Annotated in this window: 21 protein-coding genes; 19 read left to right on the plus strand and 2 right to left on the minus strand. The window is 37.9% G+C overall.

All coding sequences use genetic code 11. The features are described 5' to 3' along the window. Positions 1-28: 28 nt before the first annotated feature. The 16 genes from nadB to yajC all read left to right on the plus strand — a co-directional run bounded on the left by nadB (position 29) and on the right by yajC (position 13,970). The gene (gene nadB, locus ACFOY7_RS13000; RefSeq protein WP_390252526.1) at positions 29-1,543 is read left to right on the plus strand and encodes an L-aspartate oxidase; all 1,515 of its coding nucleotides are present in this window, start codon (positions 29-31) and stop codon (positions 1,541-1,543) included. Continuing rightward, positions 1,543-2,385: a carboxylating nicotinate-nucleotide diphosphorylase gene (gene nadC, locus ACFOY7_RS13005; RefSeq protein WP_390252527.1), complete on the plus strand. Its 843-nt coding sequence runs from the start codon at positions 1,543-1,545 to the stop codon at positions 2,383-2,385. The genes nadB and nadC overlap by 1 nt, the downstream gene beginning before the upstream one ends. Continuing rightward, the gene (gene nadA, locus ACFOY7_RS13010) at positions 2,382-3,485 is read left to right on the plus strand and encodes a quinolinate synthase NadA (protein WP_390252528.1); all 1,104 of its coding nucleotides are present in this window, start codon (positions 2,382-2,384) and stop codon (positions 3,483-3,485) included. Before nadC ends, nadA begins: the two co-directional genes overlap by 4 nt. A gap of 140 nt (positions 3,486-3,625) precedes the next feature. Beyond that, positions 3,626-4,855 carry a SafA/ExsA family spore coat assembly protein gene (safA, locus tag ACFOY7_RS13015; RefSeq protein ID WP_390252529.1) on the plus strand — a complete coding sequence of 410 codons (1,230 nt, stop codon included), beginning with the start codon at positions 3,626-3,628 and terminating at the stop codon, positions 4,853-4,855. 170 nt (positions 4,856-5,025) lie between these two features. Beyond that, positions 5,026-5,775 (plus strand): YebC/PmpR family DNA-binding transcriptional regulator, encoded by a 750-nt coding sequence (locus tag ACFOY7_RS13020; protein WP_390252530.1) that lies wholly within the window; start codon positions 5,026-5,028, stop codon positions 5,773-5,775. 289 nt (positions 5,776-6,064) lie between these two features. Beyond that, on the plus strand, positions 6,065-6,607 hold the full coding sequence (locus ACFOY7_RS13025) for a BofC C-terminal domain-containing protein (protein WP_390252531.1): 543 nt from the start codon (positions 6,065-6,067) through the stop codon (positions 6,605-6,607). 196 nt (positions 6,608-6,803) lie between these two features. Further along, positions 6,804-7,277 (plus strand): small multi-drug export protein, encoded by a 474-nt coding sequence (locus tag ACFOY7_RS13030; protein ID WP_390252532.1) that lies wholly within the window; start codon positions 6,804-6,806, stop codon positions 7,275-7,277. A 19-nt stretch (positions 7,278-7,296) separates the two neighbouring features. Further along, positions 7,297-8,031 carry a hypothetical protein gene (locus ACFOY7_RS13035; RefSeq protein ID WP_390252533.1) on the plus strand — a complete coding sequence of 245 codons (735 nt, stop codon included), beginning with the start codon at positions 7,297-7,299 and terminating at the stop codon, positions 8,029-8,031. Between the two features lie 16 nt (positions 8,032-8,047). Further along, on the plus strand, positions 8,048-8,449 hold the full coding sequence (locus ACFOY7_RS13040) for a GntR family transcriptional regulator (protein ID WP_390252534.1): 402 nt from the start codon (positions 8,048-8,050) through the stop codon (positions 8,447-8,449). Then, positions 8,442-9,314 (plus strand): ATP-binding cassette domain-containing protein, encoded by an 873-nt coding sequence (locus tag ACFOY7_RS13045; protein ID WP_390252535.1) that lies wholly within the window; start codon positions 8,442-8,444, stop codon positions 9,312-9,314. Before ACFOY7_RS13040 ends, ACFOY7_RS13045 begins: the two co-directional genes overlap by 8 nt. A 292-nt stretch (positions 9,315-9,606) precedes the next feature. Next, on the plus strand, positions 9,607-10,206 hold the full coding sequence (gene ruvA / locus ACFOY7_RS13050; RefSeq protein ID WP_390252536.1) for a Holliday junction branch migration protein RuvA: 600 nt from the start codon (positions 9,607-9,609) through the stop codon (positions 10,204-10,206). A gap of 21 nt (positions 10,207-10,227) precedes the next feature. Continuing rightward, positions 10,228-11,229: a Holliday junction branch migration DNA helicase RuvB gene (gene ruvB, locus ACFOY7_RS13055; protein WP_390252537.1), complete on the plus strand. Its 1,002-nt coding sequence runs from the start codon at positions 10,228-10,230 to the stop codon at positions 11,227-11,229. Next, positions 11,226-11,426 carry a DUF2905 domain-containing protein gene (locus tag ACFOY7_RS13060; protein ID WP_390252538.1) on the plus strand — a complete coding sequence of 67 codons (201 nt, stop codon included), beginning with the start codon at positions 11,226-11,228 and terminating at the stop codon, positions 11,424-11,426. Before ruvB ends, ACFOY7_RS13060 begins: the two co-directional genes overlap by 4 nt. Then, a complete protein-coding gene (gene queA / locus ACFOY7_RS13065) occupies positions 11,427-12,458 on the plus strand; it encodes a tRNA preQ1(34) S-adenosylmethionine ribosyltransferase-isomerase QueA (RefSeq protein ID WP_390252539.1) in 1,032 nt (343 codons plus the stop codon). A gap of 86 nt (positions 12,459-12,544) precedes the next feature. Next, the gene (tgt, locus tag ACFOY7_RS13070) at positions 12,545-13,684 is read left to right on the plus strand and encodes a tRNA guanosine(34) transglycosylase Tgt (protein WP_390252540.1); all 1,140 of its coding nucleotides are present in this window, start codon (positions 12,545-12,547) and stop codon (positions 13,682-13,684) included. A gap of 22 nt (positions 13,685-13,706) precedes the next feature. Continuing rightward, a complete protein-coding gene (yajC, locus tag ACFOY7_RS13075; protein ID WP_390252541.1) occupies positions 13,707-13,970 on the plus strand; it encodes a preprotein translocase subunit YajC in 264 nt (87 codons plus the stop codon). A 78-nt stretch (positions 13,971-14,048) separates the two neighbouring features. Here the strand turns inward: yajC and ACFOY7_RS13080 are convergent, their stop codons facing one another. Next, on the minus strand, positions 14,049-14,438 hold the full coding sequence (locus ACFOY7_RS13080; protein WP_390252542.1) for a TIGR04086 family membrane protein: 390 nt from the start codon (positions 14,436-14,438) through the stop codon (positions 14,049-14,051). Positions 14,439-14,590: 152 nt separating this feature from the next. Between ACFOY7_RS13080 and ACFOY7_RS13085 the strand changes: the two genes are divergently transcribed. The 3 genes from ACFOY7_RS13085 (at position 14,591) to ACFOY7_RS13095 (ending at position 17,319) form a co-directional block, all read left to right on the plus strand. After that, positions 14,591-15,892 carry an ArsB/NhaD family transporter gene (locus tag ACFOY7_RS13085; protein WP_390252543.1) on the plus strand — a complete coding sequence of 434 codons (1,302 nt, stop codon included), beginning with the start codon at positions 14,591-14,593 and terminating at the stop codon, positions 15,890-15,892. Between the two features lie 58 nt (positions 15,893-15,950). After that, the gene (locus ACFOY7_RS13090) at positions 15,951-16,631 is read left to right on the plus strand and encodes a DUF421 domain-containing protein (RefSeq protein WP_390252544.1); all 681 of its coding nucleotides are present in this window, start codon (positions 15,951-15,953) and stop codon (positions 16,629-16,631) included. A 139-nt stretch (positions 16,632-16,770) separates the two neighbouring features. After that, positions 16,771-17,319, plus strand: coding sequence for a hypothetical protein (locus ACFOY7_RS13095; protein ID WP_390252545.1), 549 nt, complete (start codon positions 16,771-16,773; stop codon positions 17,317-17,319). Between the two features lie 91 nt (positions 17,320-17,410). Here ACFOY7_RS13095 and spoVB read toward each other — a convergent pair whose 3' ends face one another. Beyond that, positions 17,411-18,949 carry a stage V sporulation protein B gene (gene spoVB / locus ACFOY7_RS13100; RefSeq protein ID WP_390252546.1) on the minus strand — a complete coding sequence of 513 codons (1,539 nt, stop codon included), beginning with the start codon at positions 18,947-18,949 and terminating at the stop codon, positions 17,411-17,413. Positions 18,950-18,985 lie beyond the last annotated feature (36 nt).

Genomic DNA, 18,985 nt, shown 5'->3' on the forward strand with positions numbered 1-18,985 from the left:
AAAGACAACTGTAAAGTTAGGTGGGGAAATGAGAAAACAAAAAGTGATTATAATCGGCTCAGGTCTAGCAGCCCATGTAGTTGCCAGCAAGCTTATAGCATCAAGTCATGTCGTAATGATCACAAAAAGAAACTATGAAGATAACAACTCAATCAAAGCACAAGGCGGCATTGCAGCTGCTCTTGCACCGGATGACAGCTGGTATGAACATTATCAAGATACACTAGCAGCAGGGGTACATTATAATGAAAAGAAAGCAGTCAAGTATTTAACTAGAGAAGGCATTCGCCAAATGAATCTGTTAATAAAACAGCTTCCAGTGGATAAAGATTTCCAGGGAAATATTGACTTGGGCAAAGAAGGAGCACACAAACATCGCAGGATCATCCATCTTGGCGGAGATCAAACAGGAAAACATGTAATGGCATATTATCAAAATTTAGTGCAGGGGAAAATAGACATTATAGAAAATCAAACAGCGGTGGAATGTATTATAGAAGACGGTAGATGTTCTGGAATGCTCACAATTGATCAAGAAGATCATTTCCATTTTCATTTTGCTGATCATGTGGTGTTGGCAACAGGAGGATGTGGGGCAATATATGAGGCAACATCCAATGATCCATCAATAACTGGTGATGGAATAGCAATTGCATACAGAGCAGGTGCTGTCATTACAGATATGGAATTTATTCAGTTTCACCCAACAATGATAAAAGGCGGCAATGGACTTATTTCTGAAGCAGTTAGAGGGGAAGGAGCACTACTTGTTGACCAGCAATTAAGACCAATTATGGCGGAATATCATCCAGATAAGGATTTGGCACCACGGGATATTGTGGCGAGAGCGATTTTTACAGAAGAACAAAAAGGGAACAGCATCTTTTTGCAAATTAATCAGATTAGAAATTTCAGAGAAAGGTTTCCTCAAATCACTAGTCTATGTGAAAAGTCGCACATTGATCTTAAACTAGGATTGATTCCTGTCACGCCATGTGCCCATTTTTTAATGGGAGGAGTGAAAGTTAATGTATCCGGAGAAACTGCTGTTCCTGGATTGTACGCGGTTGGAGAAGTTGCCAGGACAGGTGTCCATGGTGCCAACCGTTTAGCAAGTAATTCTCTGTTAGAAGCGATCGTTTTTGGTGACATGCTTGCATATAAAATAAGCACATCTAAGAACTTATCTTCCCTGTCCTCTAATTCTAATAAACAGGCCGCTGACACTTATCCATTTGAGCTTCCTGCCATTAAAGAATTAAGAAGAAAAATGACAAAATATGCGGGAATAGAGAGGTGTGAAGATCAATTACAAGACATGAAGCGTTGGCTTGAATCGTACATAAATGGTCTAGCGGAATTAAGGAATATGACAAGAAAGCAAATAGAAACAAGCCATATGCTTAGAACAGCATATTTAATAACGACTTCTGCAATTTTGAGAAAGTCTAGTGTTGGGGCACATTATCGAATAGACAGTTCATCAAATACACCAGCTGAACCGATTGAGTTACAAAAAAACATGACAGAGGGGGTTCTGTAATGAATAAATGGCTGTTAAGAAAACAACTTGAAGCATTTTTTCATGAAGATATAGGGGATGGGGATAAGACAACGGAATATCTGTTTGAAACAGATCGGGTTATAGAAGGTGCATACATTGCGAAAGGAAATGGTATTTTTTCAGGGGAAAGTATATTAATAGAAGGATATCAGCTTCTTGACCAGAAGGTTGAAGTCCACCTAATGAAAAGAGATGGCGACATTGTTAGAAAAGGGGAGACGATAGCCGTAGTTAGTGGGAGTAATCAAGCATTACTCACTGGAGAGAGGGTCCTGTTAAATTTGATTCAGCGGATGAGCGGGATTGCTACAGTAACAAATCAAGCAGTAAGACGACTAGATAATCCTGACATAAGGATATGTGATACAAGGAAGACAACACCAGGTTTGAGAATGCTGGAAAAATATGCAGTAAGATGTGGAGGCGGCTTCAATCATAGGCATGGACTTTATGATGCTGTAATGATAAAGGATAATCATATAGAATCAATGGGGTCTATCACCAATGCAGTAGAGCAAGTCCGTAAAAAAGCAGGCCATATGATCAATATTGAGGTAGAAGTCGAGAATGAATCACAACTAGAAGAAGCGCTCCAAGCAAATGTTGATGTTATTATGCTCGATAATCTTGAACCTGTACAAATTATAAAACTGATGAAAAATATCCCTGATAATATGACGACAGAAGCTTCTGGCAACATCACCGTCGATAATATTGCTGCATATCGCGACACCGGTGTTGATTACATCTCACTTGGCTTTATAACACATTCTGCAAAAGCAATGGATATTAGTTTTCGATTAATGGGGGAATCAAAATGAGTATGGCACAACTTCTGCAAACAAATCAATCCATGTTACCAGAAAGATATAAACAACTGACAGATAAAGAAATGGAAACAAGAATAACAGCAATTAAAACAACACTAGGAGATGATTTATTCATCCCTTGTCATCATTATCAAAAAGATGAAGTGATTCAATTTGCTGATGCAAGTGGTGACTCCTTGCAATTAGCACAAGTATCGGCTAAACAAAGTGCGTCTGTGATTGTTTTCTGCGGAGTTCATTTTATGGCAGAAACAGCAGATATTTTATCAAAAGATAACCAGCATGTCATTTTACCAGATTTAAGAGCTGGCTGTTCTATGGCAGACATGGCAAATGATCAGCAAACAAATGAGGCATGGCAAGTATTGCAAGCGATTTTTGGTGATACCATTTTGCCATTAACCTATGTTAACTCGACTGCTTCCATTAAAGCATTTGTTGGGCGAAATGGTGGAGCAACAGTGACATCTTCTAATGCAAAGAACATGGTTAAATGGGCATTAGAACAAAAACAGCGGCTATTGTTTCTGCCAGATCAGCATCTGGGCAGAAATACTGCATATGAGCTAGGAATTAAATTAAAGGAAATGGCCGTATGGGATCCCATTCACCGTAAGCTGGAATATGATGGAGACTATCAGCAGATAAAAGTGATTTTGTGGAAAGGGCATTGTTCGGTACATGAAAATTTCACAGTGCAAAATATAGCTCAAGTTCGCAAAGAGCACCCAAACATGAAGATTATTGTACACCCTGAATGCAGCCATGAAGTTGTACAGAAATCAGACGATGCGGGGTCGACTAAATATATCATTGAAACAATTGAACGTGCAGGTAGTGGCACAGAATGGGCGATCGGAACAGAAATGAACTTAGTTAACCGGATTAGAAAAAACCACCCCAATAAAAAGATTATCTCCTTAAATCCTTATATGTGTCCATGTTTAACAATGAACCGGATAGATCTGCCCCATTTATTATGGGTATTGGAAGAGGTGGAGCTAGGAAAAATGTGTAATCGAATAAAAGTAGAAAAAAATATGGCAATGGACGCCAAGATTGCGCTTGATCGGATGTTGCAATTATCTTAAAGAAGAGAAAAGGTATCTTGAAAGAAATAATACGAGATATCTTTTCTTTTTTTATTCAACATTTTAGGCTTAGTGCATATGTTGATAAAGAAGACGGAACAGGTGCCTAGATACTTATGGAAAGGAAAGGAGTAAGTACATTGAAAATTCACGTTGTGCAAGAAAATGAAACACTATGGAAAATTGCGCAAAAGTATGGGGTGGATTTTGAAGAATTAATTGCTGTTAATCAACAATTATCCGATCCAGATATGCTTATGCCTGGAATGAAAATAAAAATTCCTTCTACAAGTGATAAACAACATCAAACCCCGACTACCCAGAAACAACAAACTGTACCAACTGAAAAAGAAAAGCCTGAATTTAAACCAAGTGAAGAGAAACAACCAAAACTGCCAAAACTTCCAAAACAACCGAAAAATCAGATTCTACCAGAGATTAAAGAAGATGAAGATAAAAAGTGGGAACCATTAAAAAAGGAGTTGCCATCATTGCCTATGAACTTCAATAAGCAACAGCCACCTGCAAAAAAAGAAAAACCAATGCAGCCGATGATGCCGCAAAAAGAACCGAGTCAAGATTTAAAGTGGCTGCAGTTTACTTCCAACATGAATAATTTTGAAACAAACATTCAGCCAATGCAACCTATGGAACAAGTAGGAGGAGTTCACCAGCCTCCAGCACCAGAACAACCGCAAATGGAGATGCCAAAACAACCACAAATGCAAACGCCTCAGCATCATATGCCGACACAGCAAATGCAGCCAATGCCAATCCAAGCACCATGTTATTCACAGGAAGGTCTTCCTTATGGATATGATCACATGGAACAAACTCATCATAAGAACCAGATGGGCGGGTATCCATTCCCTGATAACTTCCAACCGCAAGTGATGGGGGCACATCAACAGCAGCCAATGTCCCCTGACATGATGCTGCAAGGAAACCAGCCGCAGCAAATGCAGCAACCGATGATGCCACAGGGAATGAATCAGCCGCAGCAAATGCAGCAACCGATGATGCCACAGGGAATGAACCAGCCGCAGCAAATGCAGCAACCGATGATGCCACAGGGAATGAACCAGCCGCAGCAAATGCAGCAACCAATGATGCCACAGGGGATGGATCAGCCACAACAACAACCTTTTGGACAACAAATGCCGAGTCCATTAAATGTTCCTCAACAAGGAATGCCAGGATATCCAATGGTACAGCCGCAGCATGGTATGCAGCCACCATATACCATGTACCAATCTCCATATGGAATGCAGCAGCCAAACATGCACCACCCAATGCATGGCCCAGGAATGGTTTCACCATATGGCCATCCGAAAAAAGATGATTGTGGCTGCGGACATCGAGACGAATAGGCAGTACCAGAGACGATTCAATTGAGTCGTCTATTTTTTTGTTTATTGAACGAATTGGTAAGCTAGCAGGATAGGATGCTAGTGTGTTAATGATAGCAACATATTTTCAAAAAATATAGGATTATGGTAAACTAAAAGGCAGCTTTTATAGATCTAAAGGGGTGAGCAAAATGGCAGGACATTCTAAATGGAAGAACATCCAACGTAGAAAGAATGCCCAGGATGCGAAGCGTGGCAAAATTTTCATGAAACATGCGAAAGATATCTACATTGCAGCGAAACAGGGCGGTGGAGATCCTGAAATGAATCCATCACTTAGACTTGCTGTAGATAAAGCAAAAGCGGATAATATGCCAAACGATAATATTGATCGTGCCATAAAGAAAGCAACGGGGAACCTTGATGGAGCAAATTATGAAGAACTGACATATGAAGGGTATGGACCTGGTGGTACTGCGGTCATGGTGGAAGTATTAACAGATAATCGAAACCGTACAGCATCAGAGCTTCGCCATGCATTCAGCCGCAATGGCGGCAACTTGGGCGAAAATGGCTGTGTTGCCTTTATGTTTAATCGCAAAGGGTATATAGTGATTGAGCAATCGACAACAGATTTGGATGAAGATTCTGTGATGCTTGAAGTAATTGAAGCAGGTGCTGAAGAAATGGAAACAAGTGATGGGGCATATGAAATTTTTACAGACCCTGACGAATTCCAAACAGTAAAATCTGCATTAGAAGAGAGCGGATTTTCATTGGCAACAGCTGAAGTTACCATGATTCCCGAAACACTTTCCGCTGTTGATCAAGATGCGGCAGATAAAATGGTAAAACTCGTTAACATGTTAGAGGATATGGAAGATGTACAAGAGGTGTTCCATAACCTGGATGCAGATGAAGAAATAATGGCTCAATTATAATATAGGTAAAACCAACAAAGACTGCTTTTCCTGTTTCGGAGAGGCAGCTTTTTCTATGAAATCCTGGTTCATTTGGTATTGCGGGAAATATGCAGGAATGTATGGTTCACATATTAGGAAAAGTATGTAATTTCATCAGGGAGTATCGCGGCAAAGCAAAATTTTTAACGTTCAAGGGTTAAGAAAGCGAACACATCCGCTGGAGGAAGAGCGAATGTGAGTTTTTCTTATTAAATTGGATAGTTTTGGACATAATAATAGTAACCTTAGTTAAAATGGAGGATGAAAGATGAATAAATACTGGTTACTGTTAAATGGAATCGTATGTGTTCTTATAAGTTTGTATTTACTTACTGTCACTGATCAATCAACAGATACCAAGCAAGAGGCTGAAGTAATTGATGTGATGCGACAAAAACCTTTAACAATTGATGTAATGCTGGAAAAAGAGTATATCGATGGTCAGGTAGAAGTGGAAAAAGTAACTGAAACAATATCTTCGATGGAGGATTTCTGGGCCCAATATGAAGAATGGAATTTATTAGAGCAGAAACAAGGTTTTATCAGATTTCGTAAAGAGGTAGAAGATATTTCGCCATATGTAAAAACATTTGGATATTTTGGTATTAAAGATGGGGTATTAACAATATTTGAAGGTATACCGGTTAATGAAGCGGTCATTCAATCGTTCTATCACATAAATATAGAAGAATTAGAGAGCCATTTATTACAGGACTTGAAAAAAGGGATAAAAATAGAGACGAAAGAAGATTATGAAGAAGTATTAGAAACATATCAAATCTATCACCAATCCAAAGCTGTTAGCAGTTGAAAGAAGAAGATCCACCATTGCTTGAAAAAAAGCGAGGGTGGATCTTTTGTTTTTTCTATAAATTCTAACTGATCGAGAAAGACACCGCCGGCATTTTGTTTCAATTACTTCTAAAATTTTCTTGCATTTTAGAAAAATTAGGTGTTATACTGTTTATATAGATATACACAGTATAACACTAGGGGGAAGAATGATTATGTTAGAACTATTATGGGCATATGTTTTAGTTTTTATCTTGTCTGCAGTTCCTTTCTTTGAGGCAATCATTATCACGCCTCTTGCCATTGTTGCAGGGTTATCGCCAGTTCCTGTTTTTATTTTGGCCGTTGTCGGGAATTTACTAACGGTTTATGCAGTTATTGTTTTCATAGAAAAGATCAGATCATGGCGAAAGGAAAAAGATGGAGAAGGAAAACGTGCCAGCCGTGCGAAGCAATTGTGGACAAAATATGGATTACCTGGCCTTTCCTTACTTGGTCCATTTTTCGTTGGAAGCCATTTAACTGCATTTCTAAGTCTAATCTTCGGTGGTACAAAAAAACGTGTAACAATGTGGATGACAATAAGCATTTCGGCATGGAGCTTGGTTTTAGGGATACTTGCATATTTCGGAATTGACTGGTTTAATATGGACAATAAGTTTCTTGAGCAAATTTTTAATCAACAGTAATTGAGAGAGGGTTTAAACAATGTGGAAGGAACCATTGACTTTAGTCATAAATGAATTAAAAATATTATGGAAGCCATATATAGCTACATTACTTTTTACGATTATGTTAGGCATCTTTTCCTCAACCATGTTAAGTCATCTGGCTGAATTCCTGGCAGAAGGTGAGGGATCCTATAACAGTGTTTCCCTTGATATTATTTTTGGAATGTTAACACCATGGTTTACCACCATATTTCTATCAAGCCCTTACCTAAGTTTCAAAACGGTGAAAGAAGATCCATTTGGAAAAAGGATGGCTCTATATCGGACGATGCCTATTTCCATGAAACTATTAGCAAGAAGCCGAATGTTATTAATGCTGGCAACATTCATCACATTATCATTAGCTTTTTATCTGGCGATGATGATTAGTTTGCCAGCGTCTTTTTATCACATTGTTCCATCTGAGTTGTTTACAGCATTTATTTTGTTCTGGTTCGGCTACTCTCTGGCAATTGGCAGTCTTAATGTTTTTATTGAATATGGAACGAATGGAAAAGTGCTTTATATCTTTTCGTTCCTATGCGGTTTTATTATTGCAATACTAATTATTCTTTTCAACATTTTAGGAGATGCAGGAGTTGTTGAAACAGTTATAATAATGTTGCAACAATCTCGCTGGCCTGTAGTAATAATGCTGCTGCTTGGTATCATTAGTTACACAACATGGGAAAACTTATTAAGATCAAGACTGAACAAGAGAGATTATTTGTAATGGAGGGAAATCATTAATGAAACTTCCAATTACAGTTTCTGAGAGCAGCAAAGAACCGATTTATTATCAAATTGAAACACAATTAAAAAGCCTTGTAATAAGTGGGCAGCTGACTTCAGGCACACTGCTGCCTTCCATAAGGGCATTATCTGGTGATCTTTCCTGTAGTGTGATCACAACCCGACGTGCCTATCAGAACTTGGAAAAGGATGGTTTTATTCAAACTATTCAAGGCAAAGGGACATTTGTTAAGGACATCGGCCAACAAGCGAAATCCGAAACAAAGGAAACTGTCGCCTCATCCTATATTGAAAAGTTATTAAAAGATTTAAAATCGCTAGGTCTCACAGAGGTTGAGATTAAAACATTGGTCTATAAAGTGTTATCAGAATGGACAGGAGGTCACCCCCATGAGTAATTATGTATTGGAAGTAGAGCAATTAGCTAAATCGTTTAAATATTTTCAATTTGGACCTGTTGATCTTCAAGTAGAAAAAGGGACTGTAATTGGATTAGTTGGAGAAAATGGTTCAGGGAAAAGTACATTTTTCCATTTAGTTCTTCAGTTGCTTTCTCCAGATAGGGGGACTGTTCACTGTTTGACTCATGATATATCTGTAAATAGCAGTACTGCAAAAGAAAAAATCGGCTATGCAGGCAATAACATATATGAGGGATATGGGCAGCTTACAATAAAGCAATTGGCACAGCTTGTCAGTTACTGGTATCGTCATTGGGACAAGGACAAGTACAGAACAATGATAGAAAAATATCAGATTAACGAGAAAGAGAAATACCAAAATTGTTCTGCAGGTACGAAGAAAAAAGTTGAATTTGTTTTCGCTATGGTTCATTCCCCGCAGCTGCTGTTATTAGATGAACCATTTTCTGGTGTGGATATCAGGTCTAAACGTAAGATGCAGGAAGAATTAGCAGATTTTATGGAGAATCCACATAATGCTATCATCCTTTCTACCCATCAACAAGAAGAGATGAACGCATTGTGTGATTATCTATGGATAATGGATCAAGGTACTATCATTGCAAAAGTGGAAAAGGATGAGATTTTGCAGCAATGGATGCGTGTATGGCTGAAAGACTTGCCAAATGAAATAAAACAGCATCGTTATGTAGTAGAGTATGATGTGGAGACACCTAATATTGTTACGAACAATTTTGAGGAAATGGAAAAAGTGTTAGCCCGTTCTAATGTGGCATATACCCACTTTAAAAGGATGGAACTTGATGAAATTCTTGCATATATAATGGAGGAAGGCAGATAACATGATGCCTTTCTTTTTTTATTATGGAGCTAAAGGTTCTGCTGATGGAGGTCACACCCTGATTGTCCGGTCCCTTTTGAAGTGTTTCTTATTGCATATCTTGTTGCGTTCTCCTTAGTCTCCCTTTGTATATAGAGTTATTGTAGTGTATGATAGACGTTAGAATGCGTCTCTTTTATAGAAAATATGATCAGCTAACCATTGCCTTCTAACATGACAGATACTTGAATCAGCAGGAAGAATAGGCTATGATAGATACGAACATATGATTGATAAAATAAGGTGGAATATGATGATTGCATATATAAGAGGGAAGATAGCGGAAATTACGGATCAGGCTGTTTTCGTTGAAGCAAATGGAATAGGTTATGAATTAATTTGTCCAAATCCATTTCGGTTTCAAACAAAATTAGGCCAAATAGAGAAAATTTATACATATCATCATGTAAGAGAAGATGCGCAAATATTATACGGCTTTGAGAAAACAGATGAAAAGACATTGTTTTCGAAAATATTGAATGTATCAGGTATTGGTCCTAAAGGAGCTCTAGCTGTTTTAGCATCCACTAGTGTCCAGGATTTTGTTACAGCTATTGAACAGGAGAATGAGAAATTTTTAACAGGGTTTCCTGGTGTGGGCAAGAAGACCGCTCGACAAATGATCTTGGATTTAAAAGGGAAACTTCCGTTTGATTATACTATGGAAGAGTTTACTGCAGCCCGGGATGGAAAAGAAACTAATGATCTTGCATTAGACGAAGCAATCGAGGCACTGAAGGCATTAGGATATTCTGATAAAGAGATAAATCAAATTAAACCAAAATTAAAACAAGAAAAACAGCAAGAGGCCGATGGATATATTCGTAAAGGTCTTGCTTTAATGATGAAATAGGGAAAGAAAGGAGCTAGCTTGATGGAGGAACGGATTATATCTGGAGAACTACAGGAACAAGATGCTTTTGAAGAGCTAAGCCTCCGACCACAGCTTCTCAAACAATATATTGGTCAGCATAAGGCAAAGGAAAATTTGGCAATTTTTATTGAAGCAGCGAAAATGCGAAATGAAGCCTTGGATCATGTATTATTGTATGGCCCGCCAGGACTTGGGAAAACTACGATGGCACAGATTATTGCAAATGAGATGGGTGTACAGTTTAAAACAACATCAGGTCCTGCCATTGAGAGATCTGGTGATTTAGCGGCAATATTATCTTCCTTAGAAGTTGGTGATGTGCTGTTTATTGATGAGATTCATCGACTGCCCCGTGCGGTTGAAGAAATATTATATCCTGCAATGGAGGACTTTTGTTTAGATATTGTGATTGGATCAGGGCCAAGTGCCAGATCTGTGCAATTAGATTTGCCGCCATTCACATTAGTTGGGGCCACAACCCGTGCAGGGCTTCTAACAGCACCATTAAGGGACAGGTTCGGTGTTTTAAGCAGGTTGGAATTTTATGAAATAATTGATTTATGTGCAATTGTCGAAAGAACGGCAGAGATTTTCGAGACAAATATTGATAAACAGGCTGCATTGGAAATTGCACGGAGGTCGAGAGGAACCCCAAGGATTGCTAACAGACTGTTGAAAAGGGTTCGCGACATATCACAAGTAAAAGGTGAAACAGAAATCTCTTTATCAACAACACAACAAGCATTAGGAATGCTGCAAGTTGATGATGCGGGACTTGATCAGATTGACCATAAACTATTACTTTCCATGATCGAAAGTTTCCAGGGCGGACCTGTTGGTTTGGACACGATCGCTGCATCAATCGGAGAAGAATCGCAAACAATAGAGGATGTATATGAGCCATTTTTGCTTCAGCAAGGGTTTATCCAGCGAACACCGAGAGGCAGAATGGTGACATCTAAAGCATACGCCCATTTTAATATGGAGGTGCCGAGGACTTGACGGAATTTGGCAAAATCTTTATTGTAATAGGGATCGTATTTATTATTATCGGACTTATATCAAGTTTTATTGGTAAATTACCAGGTGATATCAGCTTTCAAAAAGGTAATTTTTCGTTCCATTTTCCGATAATGACATCGATTGTTGTTAGTATTATTTTGACATTGATTTTTTATGTGATAGGACGGTTTAAGTAGATGAGAATAGAGGATTTTGATTTTGATTTACCAGAAGAATTAATTGCTCAAACACCTTTAAAAGACCGTACAAGTTCCAGGTTGATGGTGTTGAATAAGGAGCAGAGGACTATTGAGAATCATCATTTTTATGAAGTGATTGATTTTCTTAATGAAGGGGATTGCTTAGTTTTAAATGACACAAAAGTTCTCCCTGCAAGGCTTTATGGGGTAAAGGCGGATACTGGGGGCAAGGTGGAAGTTTTATTATTAACACAAATAGAAAATGATGATTGGGAAGTGTTAGTAAAGCCAGCTAAACGTATCAAGGCCGGTACAGAAATCAGTTTTGGTGATGGTAAGCTTAAGGCAACCTGTATCAAAACAAAAGAACATGGTGGCCGCATTCTTCGCTTTCATTATGAAGGGATATTTTACGAAGTTTTAGATGAACTTGGGGAAATGCCTTTACCTCCATATATAAAGGAACAATTGAATGAAAAGGACCGATACCAGACTGTATATGCGAAAGAGCAAGGGTCTGCTGCAGCACCAACTGCTGGCCTGCATTTTACGGAGGAATTGTTAGCGGAAATTAACCAAAAAGGTGTGGAAATTGCTTTTATTACGCTCCATGTCGGTTTAGGTACATTCCGCCCTGTGAGTGTGGATGATGTAGAGTCACATGAAATGCATGCAGAATTTTACCAGATGACGGAAACAACTGCGAAACAGTTAAATGCAGTAAAAGAGCGCGGTGGACGAATTATTTCAGTTGGTACAACATCAACAAGAACATTAGAGACCATTGCGCGTGATACAGGTGGGGTGTTTGAAGCAAGAAATGGATGGACAGATATCTTTATTTACCCGCCATATGAATTTAAAGCAATTGATGGTTTGATTACAAATTTTCATTTGCCAAAATCAACTTTAATCATGCTGGTGAGCGCATTAGCAGACAGGGATTTTATTTTAGAAGCATACAACAAAGCGGTAGCAGACCGTTATCGATTCTTTAGTTTCGGTGATGCGATGCTAATCTTGCCGTAAAAGAAGGCATCTTGGATAAACGACAGTATTAGAAGAACTGCCATTCATTATCATAGGAGTTTTTCAAATAAGGAAGGACAAAAGATATGACAGCAATAACATATGAACATATTAAAACATGTAAACAAACAGGCGCAAGACTGGGAAAAGTCCATACACCGCATGGTTCGTTTGAAACACCTGCATTTATGCCTGTAGGGACACTTGCAACAGTAAAAACAATGAGTCCGGAAGAATTAAAACAAATGGGTTCGAATATGATTTTATCAAACACATATCATTTATGGTTACGTCCTGGACATGATATTGTCAAAGAAGCGGGCGGACTGCATCGCTTTATGAATTGGGATGGGGCAATTTTAACAGACTCAGGAGGTTTCCAGGTTTTCAGTTTAAGTGATCTGCGTAATATTGAAGAAGAAGGTGTTCACTTTCGAAATCATTTAAACGGGGAAAAGCTATTTCTTTCACCTGAAAAAGCGATGGAAATTCAAAATGCACTAGGTGCTGATATTATGATGGCTTTTGATGAGTGTCCACCATATCCAGCAGAATTTGATTATATGAAAAATTCTGTTGAACGGACCAGCAGATGGGCTGAACGTTGTTTAGAAGCGCACGGACGGAAAGAAGACCAAGGGTTGTTTGGTATTGTTCAAGGTGGAGAATATGAAGAATTACGCAGACTCAGTGCAAATGACTTAACTTCTTTAGACTTCCCTGGTTATGCAATTGGCGGCCTTTCCGTAGGGGAACCGAAAGATGTGATGAACCGTGTTTTAGAGTTTACCACACCTCTGCTGCCAACAGACAAACCAAGATACTTAATGGGAGTAGGTTCGCCGGATTCATTAATCGATGGTGCAATTCGCGGTGTTGATATGTTTGATTGCGTACTGCCAACGAGGATTGCCCGAAATGGAACGTGCATGACATCAGAGGGACGTTTAGTTGTAAGAAATGCGAAATTCGCTCGTGATTTTTCCCCATTAGATCCTAATTGTGATTGTCATGTTTGTAAAAATTATACCAGGGCATATATCCGTCACTTAGTAAAAGCGAATGAAACGTTTGGTTTTAGGCTTACTACTTATCATAATCTATATTTTCTGTTAAAATTAATGGAACAAGTTCGTGAAGCGATAATGCAGGACCGACTTGGAGATTTCAGAGAAGAGTTCTTTGAACAATATGGTTTCAATAAACCGAATGCAAAGAATTTCTAAAAAATAAAGGGGGGAATACAGAATGGAATTGTTAATTTCACTTGCACCATTATTAGTTATGGTAGTAATCTTCTATTTTCTTTTGATTAGACCTCAACAAAAGAAACAGAAGCAAGTACGCCAAATGCAGTCAGATCTGAAAAAAGGCGATAAGATTGTTACAATCGGCGGTTTTCACGGTACTGTGCACGCATTAGATGAAGATAAGATTGTACTTATCACTGATGGCGGGACAAAACTTACATACGACCGCTCAGCCGTTCGTGACGTAACAGAACAATTGTAGAAGTAACATAAAAACACGTAGTTGCTATATTAGTAATCTACGTGTTTTTTTCGTGTAAAAAGATATGATGGCAACATACTAGTTACCTGATTGTTCTGCTACTTCTCCTCCGGATACATTTACTCCAATAATTGCGCCAATCATTGCTAATAATAAATAAGCAGCATGGTGGACAAACTGCACAATTGTAAAGCTTGCCTCTACACCTAAAAAGCGATAAAAGAATACGAACAGAGTGAACAGTATACTTGTAATCGCTCCCACAATAATTCCTTTATGTTTTGCTTTTAAACCGGCAATGAACCCGCCGATAAATAGAGCAAGAAAGCTGATTAGCAGTGTCACAAGCTCTAAAGTTGATTCTCCTAATGAAGTAAAACGTAACAATAAAGCTAGAATAATACTTGCAGCTAACATAACGACAATGATGCCAATCCAACCAAACAAAACACTTATTGCTGTTTTCATACTATCTTCTCCCTTCTGTAATGCATCTCTATATTTATTTATGCATGTCCTGCAAATTTAGAAGGATGCTTTTTTGAATAGTTCTTGTATGTTCGAATATAGATGGTAATATAGCTTGTCAACATTACTTAGATTGTGGAGAGGTGAGTTATTTGGCAGTAACGATTGCAATCGCCATTTTTATCATTAGTTATATTTTTATTATGACAGAGAAAATAAATCGTGCCCTTGTAGCATTGGCAGGAGGATTGCTTTTACTTTTAACAGATATATATGAATGGGAAATGGCAGTAAATGAATATATTGACTGGAATACAGTCGCATTACTTTTTGCCATGATGGTTTTGGTTTCGATCACGAAGAAAACTGGTGTATTCTCATATATCGCCATACTGCTGGCTAAATCCGTTAAAGGAAAACCGGTTCCATTACTTGTTGGGATTGCAGTCCTTACGGCGATCGGGTCAGCATTGCTAGATAATGTGACAACAGTATTACTATTTGTGCCAGTTATTCTAACGTTAACTAAATTATTGAAATTACCAGCCATTCCTTACTTAATTACGATAATTATTAGTGCAAATATTGGAGGTACGGGAACTTTAATTGGTGATCCTCCTAATATTATGATTGGTCAAGCAGTCCCGCATTTAACGTTTGTTTCCTTTTTAGTTCATACTGCCCCTATTGCCATCATTATCTTTGTTATAACTATTTTGTTATTAATTTTGGTGTTTAGAAACAAATTAAAAGCAATTGACCAGGATAATATAAATAAATTAATGAAGATGCAGGAAACAGACTATATAAATAAAACACCATTATTATACCAGTCATTATCCATCCTTTTCTTAACAATTATTGGTTTCATCTTGCATCCGGTTCTTCATATTGACTTAACTATAATCGCCCTGAGTGGTGCTATTATGCTGTTATTAATAAGTGAGAAAGAAGTAGATACAGAGAAAGTATTTGAGCAAGTGGAATGGGTAACACTGTTTTTCTTTATCGGACTGTTCATGTTAGTCGGCGGGCTTGAGGAGGTTGGTGTGATAGATGAATTAGCAAGATCCATCATGTGGTTAACAGAGGGAGATATGATGAATACTGCATTACTTTTGCTGTGGACATCCGGTCTTTTTTCGGGAATTATTGATAACATCCCATTTGTTGCTGCAATGATACCAGTAATCCATGAATTTGAATCATATGGTATGACAAACCTTGATCCATTATGGTGGTCTCTTGCATTAGGTGCATGCTTAGGCGGAAATGCTACACTGATTGGAGCGTCTGCAAATGTTGTGGTGGCCGGATTGGCAGAGGCGCAGGGGGAACGGATTCCTTTTGTGAAATTTATGTTATATGGTCTCCCGATTGTAATCCTGTCATTAATTATTACAACGGTTTACGTTTATTTCCGATATCTGTTGCCATATCAACAGACACTTTAGCATAACAGGTTGGAAATTGGATATGCTAATCTTATCATCGTTTTGAGGATGTGACAGGATGTCCTATGAAGAAATACTCATTCTTATTGTTAGAACATTATTCTATTACTTAGTGGTTATTGTCATTTTCAGGTTAATGGGGAAACGGGAAGTTGGTGAACTCAGTTTATTAGATATTGTTGTATTTATCATGATTGCTGAGATCGCTGTTTTGACAATTGAAGATCTGAAATTATTTTTCGGTTATGGCTTGATACCAATGATTACTTTATTGTTAATTCAGAGAATGACTGCCTGGATTTCTCTTAAAAGTCCATTATTTCGTAAATGGTTTGAAGGAAAACCTTCTATTATTGTCACAAAAGGGAAAATCGATGAATATGAGATGAAGAAAAACCGGTTTACTTTTGAAGATTTAATGCAGCAATTAAGGGAAAATGGGACAGAGAGTTTGAATGAAGTGGATTATGCCATATTGGAACCATCTGGTAAATTGTCGATCATTGAATACAATGGTGATGATCATTCGCTCGGCAATAGAATGAATGGTCTCGTTCTTCCATTAATTGTTGATGGTCATGTGCAAATGCACGCACTAGAACAATTAAAAAAAGATCGGGCATGGCTGAAAAAGCAGCTTCATAAACAGGGATTTGATCATTTTCAGGAGGTTTCCTTCTGTTCTCTGAATGCGAGAAATGAATGGTATATTGACCGGAAAAATGAAATAACCAATTAAAAATGATGCACCATTATTGTTGGACAAACATCTGACATTGGTGCAATTTTTTATTTTATTTTCATAAATTTCGATTAGAAATGGAAAAGCAGAAGTGATAAAATCCTATAGGCAAATACGTATAGAGGAGGAAATAAGTTTGAAAAAGTATATATTTTTCATATTAAGTGTTTTCGTATTTACACTTACAGCATGTGGAGCTGAGGAAGAAACGAAAACAGAAGGCCAAGGCCAGGATCAGGCAGAAAGTGATAGTGCATTAGACGAGGAAGCTCCTCAGCCCGAACGACCAGAAGAGGAAAAAGCAAAAGAAGCAACAGATTCTATAGATACTTCTATGTATGAATATGCTTCAAATGTTGAAGTTACTGATGCTATTGAGATTAATAACCACATAACATTGATGATTGATATGAATGATAATTTAGAACAAGGGCTAGCATTTATGCATGCAACCAACCAAACTTACGACTTTATTGAGCAAAATAACATGGTTAATGTTGAAACAATAGGCATTAATATAAGACTGAAAGGAATTAAAATTGCCATGTTTACCGTACATCCTGGTGAGATAGAGAAGAATGAGACAGAAAGTATGGCGAATATTGTACTGAAATCATCCGAAGTAGAGATGGTATCACCAGAGGTAGAAGAATTTATTAGGGAGTTTGATTTAAGCATAAAATAATAAAAAGACATCTCAATGCGAGATGTCTTTTTATATCAGAGGAGAATAAATCTTGCAGCTGGAGATTTTCGTCAATTGTTTGGAGCGGTATTTATTTTCTTCTTAATTGCTTTAATTCATCCTTACTAATGAATTGTAAGGAAAATAAGAATAGGATATAGCAAAGGAACAGGACAATCAGGGTGAGAACAAATGGAATGAATTGGTTGATCGAGAATGGGAATAACCGAATAAGCAGCCAGCCTAACCAAAAGGTTAACCCAATTAGTGCAATCATTTTAGCAATCATGGAGAAAGGGATAACAAACTGTATATGTCGGAATAATGTGACAAGGTGAAAGATTGTCCCAATTATTACACCAACACACATAGCAATTGCTGCACCATATATTCCGACTTCAGGGTTTGTTGTAAGTAAAATCAATACAATAAATTTAATTACTGTTGCAACAATATTATTCCACATCGCTTGCTTGGCCAGATCAAGTGCTTGCAATGTAGCATTTAGCGGGAATTGAATATACATAAATAAGAAGCATGGAGCCATGATTTTCAGGAATAAACTGGCATTGTTTGTCCCATACATATACATCAAAATAGGATCTGCAAATAATGTTAATAAAACGGTAGCAATTGCACCAGAGGCAAAAGATAAGCGTACAGACTGGTGGATCCGATAGTGGATCAGTTTTTTATGGTTCTTCGCTTCTGCTTCACTTATATTAGGGACAAGTGCTACAGCCAGGGAATGTGTAATAAATGTTGGTAAAAATAATAATGGAATGGCATACCCTGTTAGTGTCCCGTACATTTTTGTAGCAACGGCTGTCTGGAACCCTGCAAATGCTAAACTTTGTGCAACAAGGATCGGTTCTAAGAAATTGGCAACAGAGCTGACAAGTTTGCTGGCAGTACTGGGTAAAGCAATGGATAGTAATTGATTCAATGTCTTTCTGCCTGTTTTAAAATAGTGAAAGGCATCTTTTCTTAACTTCATCCGTTTTTTTATTTGGAACATGTGCAGCATATATAATAAGGAGACAGCTTCTCCGATAATTACAGAAATCATTGCAGCTGCTGCAGCAAATTCTAATCCATATGGTGCGAAAATCTGGACAAGGATAACAATAAACGCAATTCGAACGATCTGTTCGATTACCTGAGCGATACTTTGCGGTTTCATGTTCTGTCTGCCTTGGAAATAACCCCTAATAACGGCAGCAACGGCGCTGATCGGGATGATTGGAATAATTGCCAGCATTGGATAATAAACACGACTGTCTGTAAGGAGATTTGTTGCAATATATGGGATAATCAAGTACATGAGAATGGATGAGATGATACTGAGACTTCCCGTAATACTGAGTGAAATAATCAGAATTTGTTTGATTTTTTTCGTATCACGATTTGCATCAGCTTCTGCTACTCGCTTGGATATGGCAATAGGTAAACCGATTTGGGAGATCGTGTACATTAAAAATAATGTAGGCAATGCCATATTATACAGTCCGATTCCTTCTTCCCCCATTACTCGAGCTACTACAATCCGATTAATAAAACCGAGGAATCTTGTAATCATTCCTGCTATAATAAGGATTATGGTTCCTTTTAGAAAATTTTGTTTGGTCACATTATCAGACCTACCTTCTCAAATGGAAATTTTTCA

The sequence above is a fragment of the Gracilibacillus xinjiangensis genome (genome assembly GCF_042651765.1).
GTDB classification, from domain to species: domain Bacteria; phylum Bacillota; class Bacilli; order Bacillales; family Amphibacillaceae; genus Gracilibacillus; species Gracilibacillus xinjiangensis.